17 protein-coding genes are annotated in these 16,535 nt (G+C 53.9%); 5 read left to right on the forward strand and 12 right to left on the reverse strand.

Going from position 1 to position 16,535, the window contains the following annotated elements; all coding sequences use genetic code 11:
* Positions 1 to 9: 9 nt before the first annotated feature.
* A complete protein-coding gene (gene glyS / locus HV314_RS00970) occupies positions 10 to 2,079 on the forward strand; it encodes a glycine--tRNA ligase subunit beta (protein ID WP_016157728.1) in 2,070 nt (689 codons plus the stop codon).
* A gap of 63 nt (positions 2,080 to 2,142) precedes the next feature.
* Here the strand turns inward: glyS and cueP are convergent, their stop codons facing one another.
* The 3 genes from cueP to HV314_RS00985 all read right to left on the reverse strand — a co-directional run bounded on the left by cueP (position 2,143) and on the right by HV314_RS00985 (position 3,652).
* Positions 2,143 to 2,682: a copper-binding periplasmic metallochaperone CueP gene (gene cueP, locus HV314_RS00975; RefSeq protein WP_046275781.1), complete on the reverse strand. Its 540-nt coding sequence runs from the start codon at positions 2,680 to 2,682 to the stop codon at positions 2,143 to 2,145.
* A 187-nt stretch (positions 2,683 to 2,869) separates the two neighbouring features.
* On the reverse strand, positions 2,870 to 3,082 hold the full coding sequence (cspE, locus tag HV314_RS00980; protein ID WP_000014594.1) for a transcription antiterminator/RNA stability regulator CspE: 213 nt from the start codon (positions 3,080 to 3,082) through the stop codon (positions 2,870 to 2,872).
* 279 nt (positions 3,083 to 3,361) lie between these two features.
* Complete coding sequence (locus HV314_RS00985) at positions 3,362 to 3,652, reverse strand: HTH-type transcriptional regulator (protein WP_016157726.1); 291 nt, start codon at positions 3,650 to 3,652, stop codon at positions 3,362 to 3,364.
* Positions 3,653 to 4,032: 380 nt separating this feature from the next.
* Here HV314_RS00985 and HV314_RS00990 point away from each other — a divergent pair, with 380 nt between their 5' ends.
* Complete coding sequence (locus tag HV314_RS00990; RefSeq protein ID WP_016154915.1) at positions 4,033 to 4,743, forward strand: DUF3053 domain-containing protein; 711 nt, start codon at positions 4,033 to 4,035, stop codon at positions 4,741 to 4,743.
* 58 nt (positions 4,744 to 4,801) lie between these two features.
* Here the strand turns inward: HV314_RS00990 and ghrB are convergent, their stop codons facing one another.
* The 6 genes from ghrB to HV314_RS01020 all read right to left on the reverse strand — a co-directional run bounded on the left by ghrB (position 4,802) and on the right by HV314_RS01020 (position 10,721).
* Entirely contained in the window at positions 4,802 to 5,776 is a 975-nt protein-coding gene (ghrB, locus tag HV314_RS00995) for a glyoxylate/hydroxypyruvate reductase GhrB (protein ID WP_181547119.1), read from the reverse strand.
* Between the two features lie 22 nt (positions 5,777 to 5,798).
* Positions 5,799 to 7,079 (reverse strand): MFS transporter, encoded by a 1,281-nt coding sequence (locus HV314_RS01000; RefSeq protein ID WP_003827389.1) that lies wholly within the window; start codon positions 7,077 to 7,079, stop codon positions 5,799 to 5,801.
* Positions 7,080 to 7,149: 70 nt separating this feature from the next.
* Complete coding sequence (locus tag HV314_RS01005) at positions 7,150 to 8,088, reverse strand: sugar kinase (protein ID WP_046275780.1); 939 nt, start codon at positions 8,086 to 8,088, stop codon at positions 7,150 to 7,152.
* A 3-nt stretch (positions 8,089 to 8,091) separates the two neighbouring features.
* Positions 8,092 to 8,841, reverse strand: coding sequence for a sugar phosphate isomerase/epimerase family protein (locus HV314_RS01010; protein WP_181547121.1), 750 nt, complete (start codon positions 8,839 to 8,841; stop codon positions 8,092 to 8,094).
* A 99-nt stretch (positions 8,842 to 8,940) separates the two neighbouring features.
* Positions 8,941 to 9,957, reverse strand: a complete 1,017-nt coding sequence (locus HV314_RS01015) for a LacI family DNA-binding transcriptional regulator (protein WP_047415862.1) — start codon at positions 9,955 to 9,957, stop codon at positions 8,941 to 8,943.
* A 101-nt stretch (positions 9,958 to 10,058) separates the two neighbouring features.
* A complete protein-coding gene (locus HV314_RS01020) occupies positions 10,059 to 10,721 on the reverse strand; it encodes an OmpA family lipoprotein (RefSeq protein WP_016157720.1) in 663 nt (220 codons plus the stop codon).
* A gap of 159 nt (positions 10,722 to 10,880) precedes the next feature.
* Between HV314_RS01020 and HV314_RS01025 the strand changes: the two genes are divergently transcribed.
* Positions 10,881 to 13,214 carry a molybdopterin guanine dinucleotide-containing S/N-oxide reductase gene (locus HV314_RS01025; protein ID WP_181547123.1) on the forward strand — a complete coding sequence of 778 codons (2,334 nt, stop codon included), beginning with the start codon at positions 10,881 to 10,883 and terminating at the stop codon, positions 13,212 to 13,214.
* Here the strand turns inward: HV314_RS01025 and HV314_RS01030 are convergent.
* Together HV314_RS01030 and tag are read right to left on the reverse strand one after the other, a co-directional pair.
* Positions 13,183 to 13,623: an N-acetyltransferase gene (locus HV314_RS01030; RefSeq protein WP_016157718.1), complete on the reverse strand. Its 441-nt coding sequence runs from the start codon at positions 13,621 to 13,623 to the stop codon at positions 13,183 to 13,185. The two genes, HV314_RS01025 and HV314_RS01030, sit on opposite strands and share 32 nt — an antisense overlap.
* Positions 13,613 to 14,182, reverse strand: a complete 570-nt coding sequence (gene tag, locus HV314_RS01035; RefSeq protein WP_046275777.1) for a DNA-3-methyladenine glycosylase I — start codon at positions 14,180 to 14,182, stop codon at positions 13,613 to 13,615. The genes HV314_RS01030 and tag overlap by 11 nt, the downstream gene beginning before the upstream one ends.
* 159 nt (positions 14,183 to 14,341) lie before the next feature.
* Here tag and HV314_RS01040 point away from each other — a divergent pair, with 159 nt between their 5' ends.
* Complete coding sequence (locus HV314_RS01040) at positions 14,342 to 15,043, forward strand: autotransporter outer membrane beta-barrel domain-containing protein (RefSeq protein ID WP_016154907.1); 702 nt, start codon at positions 14,342 to 14,344, stop codon at positions 15,041 to 15,043.
* A 76-nt stretch (positions 15,044 to 15,119) separates the two neighbouring features.
* Here the strand turns inward: HV314_RS01040 and HV314_RS01045 are convergent, their stop codons facing one another.
* On the reverse strand, positions 15,120 to 15,296 hold the full coding sequence (locus HV314_RS01045) for a hypothetical protein (RefSeq protein ID WP_165500021.1): 177 nt from the start codon (positions 15,294 to 15,296) through the stop codon (positions 15,120 to 15,122).
* On the opposite strand from HV314_RS01045, the gene HV314_RS01050 reads away from it, so the two are divergent.
* Complete coding sequence (locus tag HV314_RS01050; protein ID WP_016154906.1) at positions 15,295 to 16,497, forward strand: L-lactate MFS transporter; 1,203 nt, start codon at positions 15,295 to 15,297, stop codon at positions 16,495 to 16,497. The genes HV314_RS01045 and HV314_RS01050 overlap by 2 nt on opposite strands.
* The last annotated feature ends 38 nt before the right edge of the window (positions 16,498 to 16,535 follow it).

A 16,535-nucleotide genomic window follows, 5' to 3' on the forward strand; every position in this document is an offset into this window, starting at 1 on the left:
GAGGCGGCCATGTCTGAGAAAACTTTTCTGGTGGAAATCGGCACTGAAGAGCTGCCACCAAAAGCACTGCGCAGCCTGGCTGAGTCCTTTGCTGCGAACTTTACCGCGGAGCTGGATAATGCTGGCATCGCGCACGGCAACGTGGAGTGGTTCGCCGCGCCGCGTCGTCTGGCGTTGAAAGTCGCTGCCCTGGCTGAAGCACAACCCGACCGTGAAGTAGAAAAACGCGGCCCGGCCATCGCCCAGGCGTTTGACGCCGAAGGTAAACCGAGCAAAGCGGCCGAAGGTTGGGCGCGTGGCTGTGGCATCACGGTTGATCAGGCTGAGCGTCTGACCACCGACAAAGGCGAGTGGCTGCTGTATCGCGCGCATGTGAAAGGCGAAAGCGCTGAAGCGTTGCTGCCGAATATGATCGCCACCTCACTGGCGAAGCTGCCGATCCCGAAACTGATGCGCTGGGGCGCGTCTGACGTTCACTTCGTGCGTCCGGTTCACACCGTGACGTTGCTGCTGGGCGACAAAGTTATTCCGGCAACTATTCTGGGTATTCAGTCCGATCGCGTGATCCGCGGGCATCGCTTTATGGGCGAGCCGGAGTTCACCATCGATAATGCCGATCAGTACCCAGAAATTCTGCGTGAGCGCGGCAAAGTGATTGCGGATTACGCTGAGCGTAAAGCCAAAATCAAAGCCGATGCCGAAGACGCGGCGCGTAAAATTGGCGGCAACGCCGATCTGAGTGAAAGCCTGCTGGAAGAAGTCACCTCGCTGGTGGAATGGCCGGTCGTGCTGACCGCGAAGTTCGAAGAGAAATTCCTCGCTGTTCCGTCCGAAGCGCTGGTTCACACCATGAAAGGTGACCAGAAGTACTTCCCGGTATACGCGAACGACGGCAAACTGCTGCCGAATTTTATCTTCGTTGCCAACATCGAATCCAAAGACCCGCAGCAAATCATCTCCGGTAACGAGAAGGTGGTTCGTCCGCGTCTGGCGGATGCCGAATTCTTCTTCAATACAGACCGTAAAAAACGTCTGGAAGACCATCTGCCGCGTCTGCAAACCGTGCTGTTCCAACAGCAACTGGGTACGCTGCGCGACAAGACTGACCGTATCCAGGCGCTGGCGGGCTGGATTGCTGGTCAGATTGGCGCTGACGTTAACCACGCAACGCGTGCTGGCCTGCTGTCCAAGTGCGACCTGATGACCAACATGGTCTTCGAGTTCACCGATACTCAGGGCGTGATGGGCATGCACTACGCGCGTCACGATGGTGAAGCGGAAGATGTCGCTGTGGCGCTGAACGAGCAGTATCAGCCGCGTTTTGCCGGTGATGACCTGCCGTCTAACCCGGTTGCCTGTGCCGTGGCGATTGCCGATAAGATGGACACACTGGCGGGTATCTTCGGTATCGGTCAGCATCCGAAAGGCGACAAAGACCCGTTTGCGCTGCGTCGTGCCGCGCTGGGCGTACTGCGTATCATCGTTGAGAAGAACCTGAATCTGGATCTACAAACGTTGACCGAAGAAGCGGTTCGTCTGTATGGCGACAAGCTGACTAACGCCAACGTGGTGGATGATGTGATCGACTTTATGCTCGGTCGATTCCGCGCCTGGTATCAGGATGAAGGTTACACCGTCGATACCATTCAGGCAGTACTGGCGCGTCGTCCGACTCGTCCGGCTGATTTCGACGCACGTATGAAGGCGGTTTCGCACTTCCGTACGCTGGAAGCCGCGTCCGCGCTGGCTGCAGCGAACAAGCGTGTATCGAACATCCTGGCGAAGTCTGAAGAGACGCTGAATGACCGCGTAAATTCGGCAACGCTGAAAGAGCCGGAAGAAATTGCGCTGGCGCTGCAGGTTGTGGTGCTGCGCGATAAGCTGGAGCCTGTCTTTGCAGCTGGTCGTTACCAGGAAGCGCTGGTTGAGTTGGCGGAACTGCGTGAACCGGTTGATGCGTTCTTCGAGAAAGTGATGGTCAACGTGGAAGATAAAGATCTGCGTATTAACCGTCTGTCTATGCTCGCAAAACTGCGCGAACTGTTCCTGCGCGTAGCGGATATTTCTCTGCTGCAGTAACGCTCCTGAGCTGACTTAGAAAAGCCGGATAAGCATTGTGCCATCCGGCTTTTTTGTATGTAGTTAGCGCAGCTGTAATTTTGTCAGACAGGTCTGGCTGTCTTCCATCGTCTTGATGGGATACTCCGCCGTTTTACCGTTGTAACTTACCGCGATTGTGCCTGCCATATTGCGCGGTAGCCATACCCCGACGAAGCCATTTCGACCGCTCTTCATCACTTTTTGTACCACCACCTCACCCTTGTTATCCGTCACTTTGACATTGAATGCCTTCTCCGGCATTTCGCCCTGGCAGCCAGAAAGGCTGTGGTTGAAGCAAGGATGTGTTTGCCATTCATAGGGGGCAAATGACAGATAGAACTTGTCACCGAGCGGTAGGGTATAAATCTGATCGCCCGAAGAGAGCTTCAGTTCGGTACTGGTGATAGATGCTGAGTACGGCAGCGGGCGGTTCTGTGGCGACTGGTCAATGGTCTCGACGATTTGCTCGACGGATTTACCGCTGAGCCCGTGTTCCGCCAGAAAAGCAGCTTCCGGAGTTGCTGCGAACGCGCTACCGGTTGTGAGCAAACCTAAAACCAGCAGCAGTGAGGATTTCGACATAGCTTCAATTCCTTGTGAATGTTGTGGAATACAGACTGGCTCACTATAAAGCTTGCCCTTAGGGAAAGGTCAAAGGGAGGACGGGTAAAGTAATGCAAAGAAGCGTTTGGGCGGGGAGTCTTGCGAAGTACAGATAAAAAAAATCCCCGCCGTTTGGCAGGGATTCAGAATTTTGAGCTTTTTAAGCTTACAGGCTGGTTACGTTGCCAGCTGCCGGGCCTTTAGCGCCGCTTTCGATGGTGAAGGAAACTTTCTGACCTTCGTCCAGAGATTTGTAGCCATCGTTCTGGATAGCAGAGAAGTGTACGAACACGTCTTTAGAGCCATCGTCAGGAGTGATGAAGCCGAAACCTTTGTCAGCGTTGAACCATTTTACGATACCAGTCATTTTACCGGACATAGTGTATTACCTTTTAAAAAATAAGTGTGCCTTTCGGCGATATGGCGTGCTTTACAGATTTTTTAACAGTAAAGGAAATGCTCACTACGAAGGGTATCAACGATAACTCTTGAAGGGACTTGCCTTACTAACTGCTGTAATGGTCTGTACGTCAAACCGTTGAGGGCATTAACTCATTTTACGCATGTGGATGCAACTACTATTTTCTTTTTTGTGGATAACCTCCTTAAGGGAACGGCCCTTTTACAGGACCGTTCATAAGTAAAATTGAAAAATAGTTCAATCCATCAGTTGCTTACTTAATCTTGGGTCTGCCTGAATCAGGCGCATTAACTTCAATTCGGTATTGGAAGGCTTTACGCGTTTAGACTCCCATTCATGAACCGTCGCGACCGTCACGCCCATCACCCGGGCAAAATCATCTGTTTTTAAACCTGTCCCTCGTCGTAGCTGTTCAAATTCGGTGAAAGGGTTGGTTTTTTGCGTCAGAGTAACCGTCTGCGATACATCTTTAAAAACAATCTGCTCCAGACTGCTCAGCAGTTCAAACATAGGATCTTTGTATTCCATTGAGAACTCCTACAAATCACACAGCGGGATCGTGAATTTCATCGAAGCTCATTAAGAGTAGTCGGAAAAAATGAAGCCGAATTTTAGGTTTGTGTGATGGATTCGTTTCAGCGGATCGGGGTCGACAATCTTTTGCAGGCTAACGAACTGATAAAGGTCGTGATCTGCGAACGATCGATCCCGATTGTAAAGATGACTAAAATATGACGTCGTGTGGTAAATGGCGCATTGTTTAGCAAAACGATGGGTGGCGGGAGCGGTTATTTTCCCCCACAAGATTACGCGGAAAGGGTATCTTGCGGGGCTGACCTGGACTATCCTTGTCAACGTCAGGCACGCGGGTGTCGTTGTGCGCATTTTTGGGTGAAAGGAGTATTAAAATGGCGACAGGTAAGTCCTGCTCTCGCTGGTTTGCGCCTGTTTTGGCGCTCTTAATGGTAGTTGGCCTGAGTGGGTGTTTTGATAAAGAAGGCGATCAACGCAAAGCGTTTATCGATTTTCTGCAGAATACTGCAATGCGTAGCGGAGAGCGTTTACCAACGCTGACCGCCGATCAGAAAAAACAGTTTGGCCCGTTTGTGTCCGATTACGCGATTCTGTATGGCTATTCGCAGCAGGTTAATCAGGCAATGGACTCCGGTCTGCGCCCGGTGGTTGATAGCGTAAATGCGATTCGTGTTCCTCAGGATTATGTGACTCAGCGTGAACCGCTGCGTCAGGCAAATGGTGCGTTGGGCGTATTAGGGCAACAGTTGCAGAATGCGAAACTGCAGGCAGATGCTGCGCATGGCGCGCTGAAGCAGGGCGAGGATCTGAAGCCGGTCTTTGACCAGGTCTACAATAAAGTCGTCACTGTACCTTCAGAGGCGCTACAGCCGCTGATCCCTGCCGCGCAAATCTTCACGCAGCAGTTAGTGCAGGTCGGTGATTTTGTGGCACAGCAGGATACGCAGGTGAGCTTTGTCGCTAACGGTATCCAGTTCCCAACTTCACAGCAGGCAAGTCAGTACAACACGCTGATTGGCCCGTTGGCCTCTCAGCATCAGGCATTTAATCAGGCCTGGACTGCTGCGGTGAATGCCGCTCAGTAATGAAGGCGCTGTAATACATAAAAGGCCGGGTAAGCGTAAGTGCTACCCGGCCTTTTGTTTATGGCGCGACCTGCGGGTTCACGCAATTCTTCTCAACGCGTCCTTGCAGCGCATCGATTAAGTTATCCACCGCACAGGCCGCCATGTTATAGCGCGTTTCATGCGTCGCTGAACCTATGTGCGGTACGGCTACCACGTTTGGCTGCGCCAATAGCGGTGAGTCTGCTGGTAATGGCTCCTGCTCAAACACATCAAGGCCTGCGGCATGAATTTCCCCGCTTTGCAGGGCGGCAATCAGCGCTTTTTCATCGACCACCGGCCCACGCCCGGCGTTAATGAAAATGGCGGAGGACTTCATTTTGGCAAACTGTTCGGTACTAAACAGATGATGCGTTTCTTCGGTTAACGGCAGGATCAGGCAGACAAAATCGGACTCCTGCAACAGCGTATCGAGGTCGCAGTAACGCGCGTTGAAGCGTTCTTCCGCCTCCTGGTGATGACGGCGCGCGTTATAAAGAATCGGCATGCTAAAACCAAAATGCGCGCGTTGCGCCAGCGCCAGACCAATACGGCCCATGCCGACAATCCCCAGCGTTTTGTGGTGTACATCCGTACCAAACCAGTCCGGCCCGATACTTTTGGTCCATTCGCCAATTTTCACCCGTTCAGCAACTTCTACCACGCGGCGAGCGGTGCTTAACACCAGCGCCATTACCGTATCGGCGACAGTTTCCGTCAGCACGGTTGGCGTGTGCATCAACAGCACCTTGCGCGCGTTGAGGGCATCGACGTCGAAATTGTCATAGCCTACGGAAATCGTGGATGTCGCACGTAGCCTGGGCATTCTCTCCAGTAGGGCGGTATTGACGGCTTCACTGGAACCCAGCAGACCTTCCGCGTTGGCAAAAGCCTCGGCGTGCTGTGCGACCGTTTCCGGGCGCAGGTTAGGCACATGAGTCACAGTAAAATGCTCTTCCAGGCGATGCAGTAAATCGTCAGGTAACGCTTTATAGAGAATAATGGACGGCTTCATGCGAATCTCCGTAAGTTAAAATTTAAGCGTGGCGTGCGCCAATAGGTAATTGCTGATTATTAGCAGGCTTAACAATTAAAGTTAGCCATACTGAGACAAAAAGCGCTACCCCCATAAAAATGTACGAGGCGGATGGGCTGCCGGTTGCGCCATTGAGGTAGCCGACAAACCATGAACCAAAGAATGAGCCTAGCGCGCCCATGCTGTTAATCAGCGCCATTGCACCCCCGGCGACGTTGCGCGGCAGCATTTCCGGGATGATGGCGAAGAAGGGGCCATATGGGGCGTACATTGCCGCACCCGCAATAACTAACAGCGTGTAAGAAATCCAGAAGTGGTCTGCACCCACGGCCCAGGAGCCGATAAAAGCGAAAGCGGCTATCAATAACAGCGGCCAGACAAACAGTTTACGGTTTTGCAGCTTATCGGAGGCCCAGGAGACGAGGATCATCGCCGCCGTCGCCGCCAGATAAGGTACGGATGACAGCCAGCCAACCTCTACCATGCCCAGATTTGCGCCGCCGTTGCGGATAATCGACGGTAGCCACAGGACAAAACCATAGACGCCAATACTCCAGGCGAAATACTGCATGCACAGCAGGATGACGTTACGTGAGCGGAAGGCCTCGCTATAGTTACGCACGGCTTTGATGCCTTGCTGCTCTTTTTCCAGTTGCGCCTGAAGGGCGGCTTTTTCAGATTCTGACAGCCAGCCGACCTGAGACGGTTTGTCTTTTACCAATACCCACCAGCAGAACGCCCAGATGATGGCCGGGAAGCCCTCGATGATAAACATTTCCCGCCAGCCCAGCGCCTGGATCAGATAACCGGAAACCACAGACATCCACAGGACGGTAACCGGGTTACCGAGGATCAGGAAAGTGTTAGCGCGCGAGCGCTCGGATTTCGTAAACCAGTTGCTGATATAAATCAGCATTGCGGGCATCACCGCGGCTTCAACGACGCCAAGAATAAAGCGGATGGCGGCAAGCATTGGAATATTGCTGACCATACCGGTTAACGACGCGCATGCGCCCCAGAGGATCAGACAGACAAAAATCAGTTTTCGTACGCTGCGCCGTTCTGCGTAAATCGCGCCTGGGATCTGAAAGAAGAAATAGCCGAGGAAAAACAGAGCGCCCAGCAGGGAAGAGATCCCTTTGGTAATGCCGAGGTCCTCGTTGATACCGGCGGCGGAGGCGAAGCTGAAGTTCGCACGGTCAAGGTACGCCAGGCTATACGTGATAAACACGATTGGCATAATGTACCACCAGCGTTTTGCTGCATTAGTTGAGCTATTCATAGACTGCCCTCTGGTTATGCTGATACGCCGCCTCTGTATGTAGGGTACAGAGACAGAGTTGGCCGGGAGTTTATTCCCCTAATTGTTCACGTGTGGGTAATCCTTCGCTGTCGCCCTGAACCTGAATGGCCAGTGCGCCGATTTTATTGCCGCGGGTCACCGCCTGATGCAGCGAACGGCCTTCCAGCAGGGCGCTGATAACGCCTACGGCAAAGCCATCGCCTGCGCCGACCGTATCGACCACGTTGTCGACTTTTACCGGTGCAACGCAACCTTGTTCACCGCTGGCTGTTTTGTACCAGGCACCATCAGCCCCGGTTTTGATGATCACGGCCTTCACCCCGTGGCGCAGATAAAAGTCGGCGATGGCTTCAGGCGTCTGTTGGCCGGTTAAAATCATCCCCTCTTTTAATCCAGGTAAAACCCAGTCAGCCTGGAATGCCAGCCGGTTCAGTTTTTCCACCATTTCGGCTTCGCTTTTCCACAGCACCGGACGCAAATTTGGGTCGAACGAGATGGTCTTCCCCTGGGCTTTCAGCGTGCGGGCGGTGTGCGCCAGTAGTTCATAGGAGCTGGCAGAAAGCGCTGCCGCCACGCCGCTCAGGTGCAAGTGGCGCGCGCTGGCGAAATAGTCCTCGTGATAATCCTCAACGCTGAGGTGGCTGGCGGCGGAACCTTTGCGGAAATACTCCACAATGGGATCGGTTCCATTTTCGACCTTAGATTTAAGCTGAAAGCCGGTAGCGTAACGCCCGTCCTGGGTAACTCCCTGCGCATCAATCCCTTCTTTTTCCAGCGACTTAACGATAAAACGACCAAAACTGTCATTGCCTACGCGGCTCACCCAGCCGACCTTCAGGCCCAGACGAGCAAGACCGGTCGCCACGTTGAGTTCAGCGCCTGCAACGCGCTTGATAAACTGCTCTACATCCGTCAGTTCGCCGGTTTGCGTGGCGACAAACATCGCCATCGCTTCACCAATAGTGACCGCATCCAGTGAATTTTTCATGTGTTACTCCTCGCGTAACAGCTCGACGTAGTGGCGGGTAACCGCCGTCAAATCCTGCCCTTCCAGGGGGAACTCAATACCGCGCGGAACATCGTTGGGCAGCGTTTTTAACAGCGCCAGCCAGCGTGAATCTGCTTCATCAGGCGGTACGGCACGGTAGCTATCGCGATGCGTAACTGCGGCTTTGACATGGATATATCCGACGGTTGGCGCCAGGTTCTGCGCGGCCTGTTCCGGGGAGTCGCCAACCCACAGCCAGTTGCCCATATCGAAAGTCAGAGATATCGGCAGGTTTTGCGTCTGACAGGCTTCATTGAAACGTTGCATCGGCTGCAGGCGTCCGCAGGCGGTCTGATCGTTTTCCACAACCAGCTCCATTCCGCTGTTGTTCAGCCATTCACGTAAATCGTCGAACTGTTCGGTATGGGAAAAATGACCGAGAGAGACTTTTAACCACAGCGCCTGTAGGGCCTGCGCTTCTTCGAGGAGCTGCGGAAGTCGGGGATTCAGGTTCCCATCCTCAAGGAATAACGGTTCAGGCGCTGAATAACAGGCCAGCAGGCCGAAGAGTTCGATTGCAGAGGCCATTGTGGACAGCGTTTTCAGCTCGGCGTCGGTTAATAACTCGCGGCGGATTTCGACGCCGTCAGCACCGGCTTCGGCAATGATGGGCAACATTGCCGTTTGCCCGCCTGCGGCCCGCACCTGGTCGTAGCCGTAGGCGGCGGTAACCACCATAATTTTTCTTTTCATGGAAACTCCAGACTAGCATTCTTGTTATAACGCTAGATGGAACCGGTTCCAAAGAAAAGCTCATGATGTCGAATTTATGATCACCATCACGAAGGAAATTTAACGGGCAGTTGAGCCGCGCACGATCAGCTCGCCGGAGAATACCTGTTCCTGAATGGCAGCAGAACCGCCATCAATTCGGCGTACAACCTGCTCAACGGCGGTGTAGCCAATCTGCCATGTGGGTTGTTTCAACGTGGTGATACCGACGCCCGCCAGCTCCGCCCATTCCAGTTCGTCAAAACCGAGCAGGCCGATATCGCTGCCCCAGTTAAGGCCAATGCGCTTCAGGGCGCGGGCAACCTGCAGCGTGAGAGCGCCGTTGGCAGAGATAACGGCTTTGCGCATCCCCCGATGCTGCTGGTGAAACTGGCGCAGCGTGTCATCCAGTTGCGTATTGTCCGTTAGCGGGACTTCGGCATTTTGCGCGATAACGCCGGGGTACTGTGCGAGCGTAACGCGAAAAGCGCTCAGGCGTTCGCGGCGGGTATTCACCATGCCCAGCGGCTCGCTGAGGAACAGGATGGCTTCAAAACCTTGCTCGACCAGATGTTCAGTGGCAACCGTTGCCGCCTGGGTGTTATCCAGCCCGACCATATCACAGGCAAAATCGGGAATTTTACGGTCAATCAGAACCATCGGCAGCGCAGACTGTTGCAGGCGGTTCAGCCCCTCTTCGCGCATTCCAACGGCGTTGACCACAATCCCTTCGACCTGGTAGCTGCGCAGCAGGTCGAGATAATGCAGCTCCTGATCCACTTCGTTGTTGGTGTTACACACCAGCGGGGTAAAGCCCTTATCGCGACAGGCGGCTTCAATCCCGCTTAACACGTTGACGGAGTAGGGATTAGTAATATCGGCGATGATCAGACCAATCAGACGGGTACGACCGTGTTTCAGACCTCTTGCCATCAGGCTGGGACGATAGTCGAGATCGGCAATGGCTTGTTCAATGCGGGCCAGTAGCGCGTCGGAAAGCAGGTGCTTTTCACCGTTGAGGTAGCGTGAAATGCTGGTCTTGCCGGTTTTTGCGGCTTTCGCCACATCGCTGATGGTTGCCCGTGTTGATTTGCTCATCGCTGATTTCCCTAAATTTGGTGACAACACCTTAACGCGAAAATCAACGATGGCAAGTGCTTCATGCCGGATAAGACGCTGCCATTATCCGGCACAAAACGTTACTGGAGCGGGCTTAAGGTGATCTCTACGCGGCGGTTTTGCGCTTTCCCTTCCGCCGTGCTGTTGCTGGCGATCGGATTTGCCGGGCCCATACCCTGAGTGCGGATACGGTTAGCGGCGACGCCTTGAGTGATTAAGGCGCTGGCCACAGAGTCCGCGCGCTGCTGCGACAGGCGCATATTCAGATCCTGACTGCCGGTGCTGTCGGTGAAGCCGAGCACGTTGACGGCGGTTTTATTGTACTCTTTCAGTACCATTGCCACGCCGGTCAGGGTGTTGGCACCCGCAGGTTTCAGATTGCTGCTGTTGCTGTCGAAGGTGACGTTATTTGGCATATTCAGGATGATGTTATCCCCACTGCGCGTCACGCTGACGCCCGTTCCTTGCATTTTGTCGCGCAGTTTTGCTTCCTGCACGTCCATGTAATAGCCGACACCGCCGCCAACGGCCGCGCCAGCCGCCGCACCAATCAGCGCGCCTTTGCCGCGATCTTTCTTCGAAGAAGAGAGTGCGCCAATACCCGCGCCGACCAGAGAGCCAATACCCGCGCCAATGCCGGATTTACCCGCTTCGCGTTCTCCGGTGTAAGGGTTTGTTGTGCAGCCAGAAACCGCCAGGGCGCCGCTCACGATGGCAGCAATAACAAAAACACGTTTCTTCATCTTAATTCCTTAATGACTTTTTCTTCTTTACCACAGCGACCGTGGCGGTTGATTATGACGTGTGAACATGAAGAAAATTCCAGGGAAGACTCTGAAATTTGTAAGTAACATTGAACGGCATAATAAATAAGCCGTCACATCGCATTCAGGAGCGCCATCTTGGCTAATTCACCCGCACATTACTCGGTGTTAACCGCCGCCCACTGGGGACCTATTCTCGTCGAAACCGATGGCGAGACGGTTTTCTCCTCTCGCGGCGCGCTGCCCACCGCCCATCCCAACTCTTTGCAAACCGTGGTGCGCGACCAGGTACACAGTAAAACGCGGGTACGTTTTCCCATGGTGCGTAAAGGCTTTCTCGCCTCGCCGGAGGCGCCGCAGGGTGTGCGCGGGCAGGATGAATTTGTTCGTGTCAGTTGGGACGACGCGCTGAATCTTATCCATACGCAGCATAAACGCATCCGTGACAGCTACGGCCCGGCCTCGATTTTTGCCGGTTCCTACGGCTGGCGTTCCAACGGTGTGTTACACAAAGCAGCGACCCTGCTACAGCGTTATATGGCGCTGGCGGGCGGTTATACCGGGCATCTGGGGGATTACTCGACGGGTGCTGCGCAGGCCATCATGCCGTACGTGGTGGGCGGTAACGAAGTTTACCAGCAGCAGACCAGTTGGCCGGTGGTGCTGGAGAACAGCGAAGTGGTGGTGTTATGGAGCGCCAATCCACTGAATACCCTGAAAATTGCCTGGAACGCCTCCGACGAGCAGGGCCTCGCTTACTTTGAGGCACTGCGTGGCAGCGGGAAGCGGTTGATCTGTATCGATCCGATGCGATCGGAAAGCGTCGATTTCTTTGGCGAGAAGATGGAATGGATCGCTCCGCATATGGGGACCGACGTGGCGCTGATGCTGGGTATCGCGCATACGCTGGTGGAAAACGGCTGGCACGACGCGGACTTTCTTGCCCGGTGTACGACCGGATATGACCGTTTTGCCGACTATCTGCTGGGCAAATCTGACGATGTTGCAAAAACGGCAGAATGGGCCGCTGAAATTTGTGGTGTTCCGGCGGCGAAAATACGTGAACTTGCGGCGATATTTCACCAAAACACCACCATGCTGATGGCGGGATGGGGCATGCAACGCCAGCAGTATGGCGAGCAGAAACACTGGATGATAGTCACGCTGGCTGCCATGCTCGGGCAAATCGGGACGCCTGGCGGCGGCTTTGGGCTGTCGTACCATTTTGCCAACGGCGGCAACCCAACGCGCCGCGCTGCGGTGCTGGCTTCAATGCAGGGCAGCGTTAAAAACGGCACCGACGCGGTGGATAAAATCCCGGTGGCGCGAATTGTTGAAGCGCTGGAGAACCCGAGTGGTTTTTATCAGCACAACGGTATGGACCGCCATTTCCCGGACATCCGTATGCTGTGGTGGGCGGGCGGCGCTAACTTCACCCATCATCAGGACACCAACCGTCTGATTCGCGCCTGGCAAAAACCGGAGCTGGTGGTTATCTCAGAGTGTTTCTGGACAGCCGCAGCGAAGCATGCCGATATCGTGCTGCCGGCGACGACGTCTTTTGAGCGTAATGATTTGACCATGACTGGCGATTACAGCAACCAGCATCTGGTGCCGATGAAGCAGGTTGTATCGCCGCAGGATGAAGCGCGAAATGATTTTGATGTCTTTGCCGAGCTGAGTGAACGCTGGGAGAAGGGCGGATATGAGCGATTTACCGAAGGCAAAAGCGAGCTGGAATGGCTGGAGACTTTTTACAACATTGCCGGGCAGCGTGGGGCTAGCCAGCAGGTGACGTTGCCGCCATTCACCGAGTTTTGGCAGCGGAATGCGCTGATCGAAATGCCAGAAAACGCCGCCAGCGCGCAGTTTATCCGTTTCGCGGATTTTCGCCGCAACCCACAGGCGCATCCGCTGAAAACGGACAGCGGTAAAATTGAAATCTACTCCGCGAGGATTGCCGGTTACGGTTACGCGGACTGTGCGGGGCATCCGATGTGGCTGCAGCCGGATGAGTGGTTCGGTAACGCCGAGCCGGGCCAGTTACAGCTGCTTTCCGCCCATCCGGCGCACCGTTTGCACAGTCAGCTAAATTACAGCGCGTTGCGCGAACAGTATGCGGTAGCGGATCGTGAGCCCGTCACGATTCATCCGCAGGATGCCAAAGCGCGCGGTATTGCGGATGGCGACACGGTCAGGGTGTGGAACCAGCGTGGGCACGTTCTGGCGGGAGCGGTCGTGACGACGGGAATTAAACCCGGTGTCATCTGTATTCATGAGGGCGCCTGGCCTGATTTGGATCTCGCTGCCAACGGTATTTGTAAAAATGGCGCCGTCAACGTGCTGACCAAAGATCTCCCCAGCTCGAAGCTGGGGAATGGCTGTGCGGGCAACACTGCGCTGGCGTGGCTCGAAAAATACAGCGGACCAACGTTGACGCTTACGGCGTTTGATCCGCCTGCCAACCCATAATCCACGTGGGATGGTGAGTCTCTTCCTGCCATGCGCCATCTTCAATGCGAAAACCCAGCGCATGGTAGAAGTTCACCGCTGATTGATTCTTCTGGTAAACCTCGAGGCTGAGTAACGAAAAGCGCTGCTGCACATGCTGCACCAGCGCTTTGCCGATCCCGCTTCTGATGGCGGCAGGCGCGACGAACAGTGCGCCGAGAAAGCGGTCGTCAATGACGCTGGCAAAGCCTTTGAGCACCCCTTCTTCTTCCCATACCCAGGTTTGTGCGGCTGGCAGATAAACATCTCGCACGATGGATTCACTTTCGCGCCAGTAGCGTTCTTCGATAAACGGATGGGCATGGATCGTGCTTTCCATCCACAGCGCCAGAATCGACGGTAGATCATCAGCCTTTGATTCACGAATCATGTTGTTCTCCCGGGTAACAGATACAGGTGGTGACATGGTCGTTGACCAGGCCGCATGCCTGCATAAAGGAGTAACAGATGGTGGTGCCGACAAACTTAAATCCGCGTTTTTTTAACGCTTTAGACAGTGCATCTGACGCCGGTGTAGAGGTGGGGATATCACTCAGGTTGGCGGCGCGGGTCACTTGCGGTTGGTTATCAACAAATGACCAGACGAACTCGCTAAACGATTCTCCGTTTTGCGCCATGGTCAGAAAGGCGCGAGCGTTGCCGATAATGGCCTGAATTTTTCCTCGATGGCGAATAATGCCGGCATCCAGTACCAGTCTTTCCACATCCTCTTCGGTCATGGCCGCCACTTTTTCCGGGTCAAAATGGTGGAAGGCGTGGCGATAATTTTCCCGTTTCTTTAGTACGGTGATCCACGATAAACCGGCCTGTTGGCCTTCCAGACAGATCATTTCGAACAGCTTGTTGCCATCTGTTTCGGGGACGCCCCATTCCTTGTCGTGGTAGGCAATGTAAAGTGGGTCCTGGCTGACCCATCCGCAACGCTGCATATTCTTCCTCGCTGTTTTTACTGGCGTAAAAATTTCATTCGGCCCGCCTTGACGCGCCAGCTAAAAAGACAATATTTAATACAGGGCCTGATGGGCCCGATATCCTTCACACAATGACAATAATATCGCCGAATTCGGCTCTTTTCTGGAGTCGCGTTGATGATTATAAGAAACAGTAGTGGTCGCCAAAGGTTAACTCTGGCGAGCGTCGTAGTTTGTGCGCTGTTCATCAATACAGCATATGGCTGGCAACAAGAATATATCGTTGATGCGATGTCAGGGCATACGGCTGAACGTTATACATGGGACAGCGATCACCAACCACGTTATAACGACATTCTGGAAGAACGTATTCGCTCCACTCAAAACGTGGCGGGTCCCGTGGTGAATCTGGCGGATGAAACGCCTATGGATGCGACCAGCGGCATGAGTATGGGCTGGAACTTTCCGCTTTCAAGGCAGGTGATGACCGGTCCGGTGGCCGCGCTGCATTATGACGGTTCGACCACGTCTACTTACAACGAATTTGGCGATAGCGTGACGTCGGTAACGCAGAACGATCCGCTGTGGCATGCCAGCGTCAGCACGTTAGGCTGGCGAGTCAATTCTCAGTTCGGTGATGTGCGACCGTGGGCGCAAATCAGCTATAACCAGCAGTTTGGCGAGAATATCTGGAAAGCGCAGTCGGGCCTCAGTCGCATGACGGCGGCGGGTCAAGACGGTAACTGGCTGGATGTTACCGTTGGCGCAGATATGCTGTTGAACCGGCACATGGCGGCTTACGCGGCGCTTTCGCAGGCGGAAAATAGCACCAATAACAGCGACTATATGTACACCATGGGAGTGAGTGCTAAATTTTAACGCAAAAAATCATCAGCTAAACATCTCTGTTACATATTGAGATCAACAATCACACGCCCCTCAGCGATAGCGTGTACTAACTCTTACGATAAAATTCAGTAACCCGACTTTTTGTCTCGTCATTCATTCCGCATTCCAGGCATTTCATTCCGTCCTGGCGGCATTTCATGCCGTTTTCTCCTGGCCATAAAAGCGCTTCGGTATGGTTGTTGGCAGAGAATTTCCCATTTTGCTTATGCAGGAAGACTGCCATGAAAACTTCTGATTATCAGCGTACTCGCTGGCTAACACTGATCGGCACGATTATTACCCAATTTGCTTTAGGTTCTGTTTATACCTGGAGCCTGTTTAATGGCGCGCTCTCTTCTAAGCTCGATGCGCCGGTAAGTCAGGTGGCATTTTCCTTTGGCCTGCTGAGCCTCGGGCTGGCGATTTCCTCTTCCGTTGCCGGCAAGCTGCAGGAGCGTTTTGGCGTGAAACGCGTCACCATGGCCTCCGGTATTTTACTCGGCGTCGGTTTCTTCTTAACCGCCCATTCCAACAGCCTGATTATGCTGTGGCTGAGCGCTGGTGTGCTGGTTGGTCTGGCGGATGGCGCAGGTTACCTGTTAACGCTTTCCAACTGCGTAAAATGGTTCCCTGAGCGTAAAGGGCTGATTTCCGCCTTTGCCATCGGTTCTTATGGCCTTGGCAGCCTCGGTTTTAAATTTATCGACAGCCAACTGCTGAGCACCGTGGGCCTGGAAAAAACCTTTATGATTTGGGGCGCGATCGTACTGGTGATGATCGTCTTTGGCTCCACGCTGATGAAAGATGCGCCGAATCAGGAAGTGAAAGCGAAGAATGGCGTAGTTGAGAACGACTACACCCTGGCGCAGTCCATGCGCAAACCGCAGTACTGGATGCTGGCAGTCATGTTCCTGACGGCGTGTATGAGCGGTCTGTACGTCATTGGCGTGGCGAAAGATATCGCACAAAGCCTGGCGCATATGGATGTGGCGACGGCGGCGAATGCGGTTACCGTCATTTCTATCGCGAACCTGTCGGGTCGTCTGGTGCTGGGGATTCTGTCCGATAAAATCTCCCGTATTCGCGTGATCACCATTGGTCAGGTCGTTTCGCTGGTCGGTATGGCTGCACTGTTGTTCGCGCCGCTGAATGACGTAACCTTCTTTATGGCAATTGCCTGTGTCGCATTTAACTTTGGCGGCACCATCACCGTATTCCCGTCACTGGTCAGCGAGTTCTTCGGTCTGAATAACCTGGCTAAAAACTACGGTGTTATTTACCTGGGCTTCGGTATCGGTAGCATTTGCGGTTCCATTATCGCCTCGCTGTTTGGCGGGTTCTATGTGACCTTCTGCGTCATCTTTGCGCTGTTAATCATTTCGCTGGCGCTTTCTACCACTATTCGTCAGCCACAACGTAGCGTCTATACCGAGGCGCACGCCTAAATCTATTAGTAGTATGATTAATACCTGGCGCATATATT

This window comes from Citrobacter sp. RHBSTW-00887 (genome assembly GCF_013728095.1).
Classification (GTDB): Bacteria; Pseudomonadota; Gammaproteobacteria; order Enterobacterales; family Enterobacteriaceae; genus Citrobacter; species Citrobacter braakii.

Excerpts from the sequence above, each read along its gene's own strand:
- cueP (WP_046275781.1), bottom strand. The coding sequence starts at position 2,682 with ATGTCGAAATCCTCACTGCTGCTGGTTTTAGGTTTGCTCACAACCGGT.
- HV314_RS01050 (WP_016154906.1), top strand. The coding sequence starts at position 15,295 with ATGAAAACTTCTGATTATCAGCGTACTCGCTGGCTAACACTGATCGGC.
- ghrB (WP_181547119.1), bottom strand. The coding sequence starts at position 5,776 with ATGAAGCCGTCCATTATTCTCTATAAAGCGTTACCTGACGATTTACTG.
- glyS (WP_016157728.1), top strand. The coding sequence starts at position 10 with ATGTCTGAGAAAACTTTTCTGGTGGAAATCGGCACTGAAGAGCTGCCA.
- HV314_RS01015 (WP_047415862.1), bottom strand. The coding sequence starts at position 9,957 with ATGAGCAAATCAACACGGGCAACCATCAGCGATGTGGCGAAAGCCGCA.
- HV314_RS01020 (WP_016157720.1), bottom strand. The coding sequence starts at position 10,721 with ATGAAGAAACGTGTTTTTGTTATTGCTGCCATCGTGAGCGGCGCCCTG.
- HV314_RS01005 (WP_046275780.1), bottom strand. The coding sequence starts at position 8,088 with ATGAAAAATTCACTGGATGCGGTCACTATTGGTGAAGCGATGGCGATG.
- cspE (WP_000014594.1), bottom strand. The coding sequence starts at position 3,082 with ATGTCCGGTAAAATGACTGGTATCGTAAAATGGTTCAACGCTGACAAA.
- HV314_RS00990 (WP_016154915.1), top strand. The coding sequence starts at position 4,033 with ATGGCGACAGGTAAGTCCTGCTCTCGCTGGTTTGCGCCTGTTTTGGCG.
- HV314_RS01040 (WP_016154907.1), top strand. The coding sequence starts at position 14,342 with ATGATTATAAGAAACAGTAGTGGTCGCCAAAGGTTAACTCTGGCGAGC.
- HV314_RS00985 (WP_016157726.1), bottom strand. The coding sequence starts at position 3,652 with ATGGAATACAAAGATCCTATGTTTGAACTGCTGAGCAGTCTGGAGCAG.
- HV314_RS01010 (WP_181547121.1), bottom strand. The coding sequence starts at position 8,841 with ATGAAAAGAAAAATTATGGTGGTTACCGCCGCCTACGGCTACGACCAG.
- HV314_RS01000 (WP_003827389.1), bottom strand. The coding sequence starts at position 7,079 with ATGAATAGCTCAACTAATGCAGCAAAACGCTGGTGGTACATTATGCCA.
- HV314_RS01030 (WP_016157718.1), bottom strand. The coding sequence starts at position 13,623 with ATGATTCGTGAATCAAAGGCTGATGATCTACCGTCGATTCTGGCGCTG.
- tag (WP_046275777.1), bottom strand. The coding sequence starts at position 14,182 with ATGCAGCGTTGCGGATGGGTCAGCCAGGACCCACTTTACATTGCCTAC.
- HV314_RS01045 (WP_165500021.1), bottom strand. The coding sequence starts at position 15,296 with ATGGCAGTCTTCCTGCATAAGCAAAATGGGAAATTCTCTGCCAACAAC.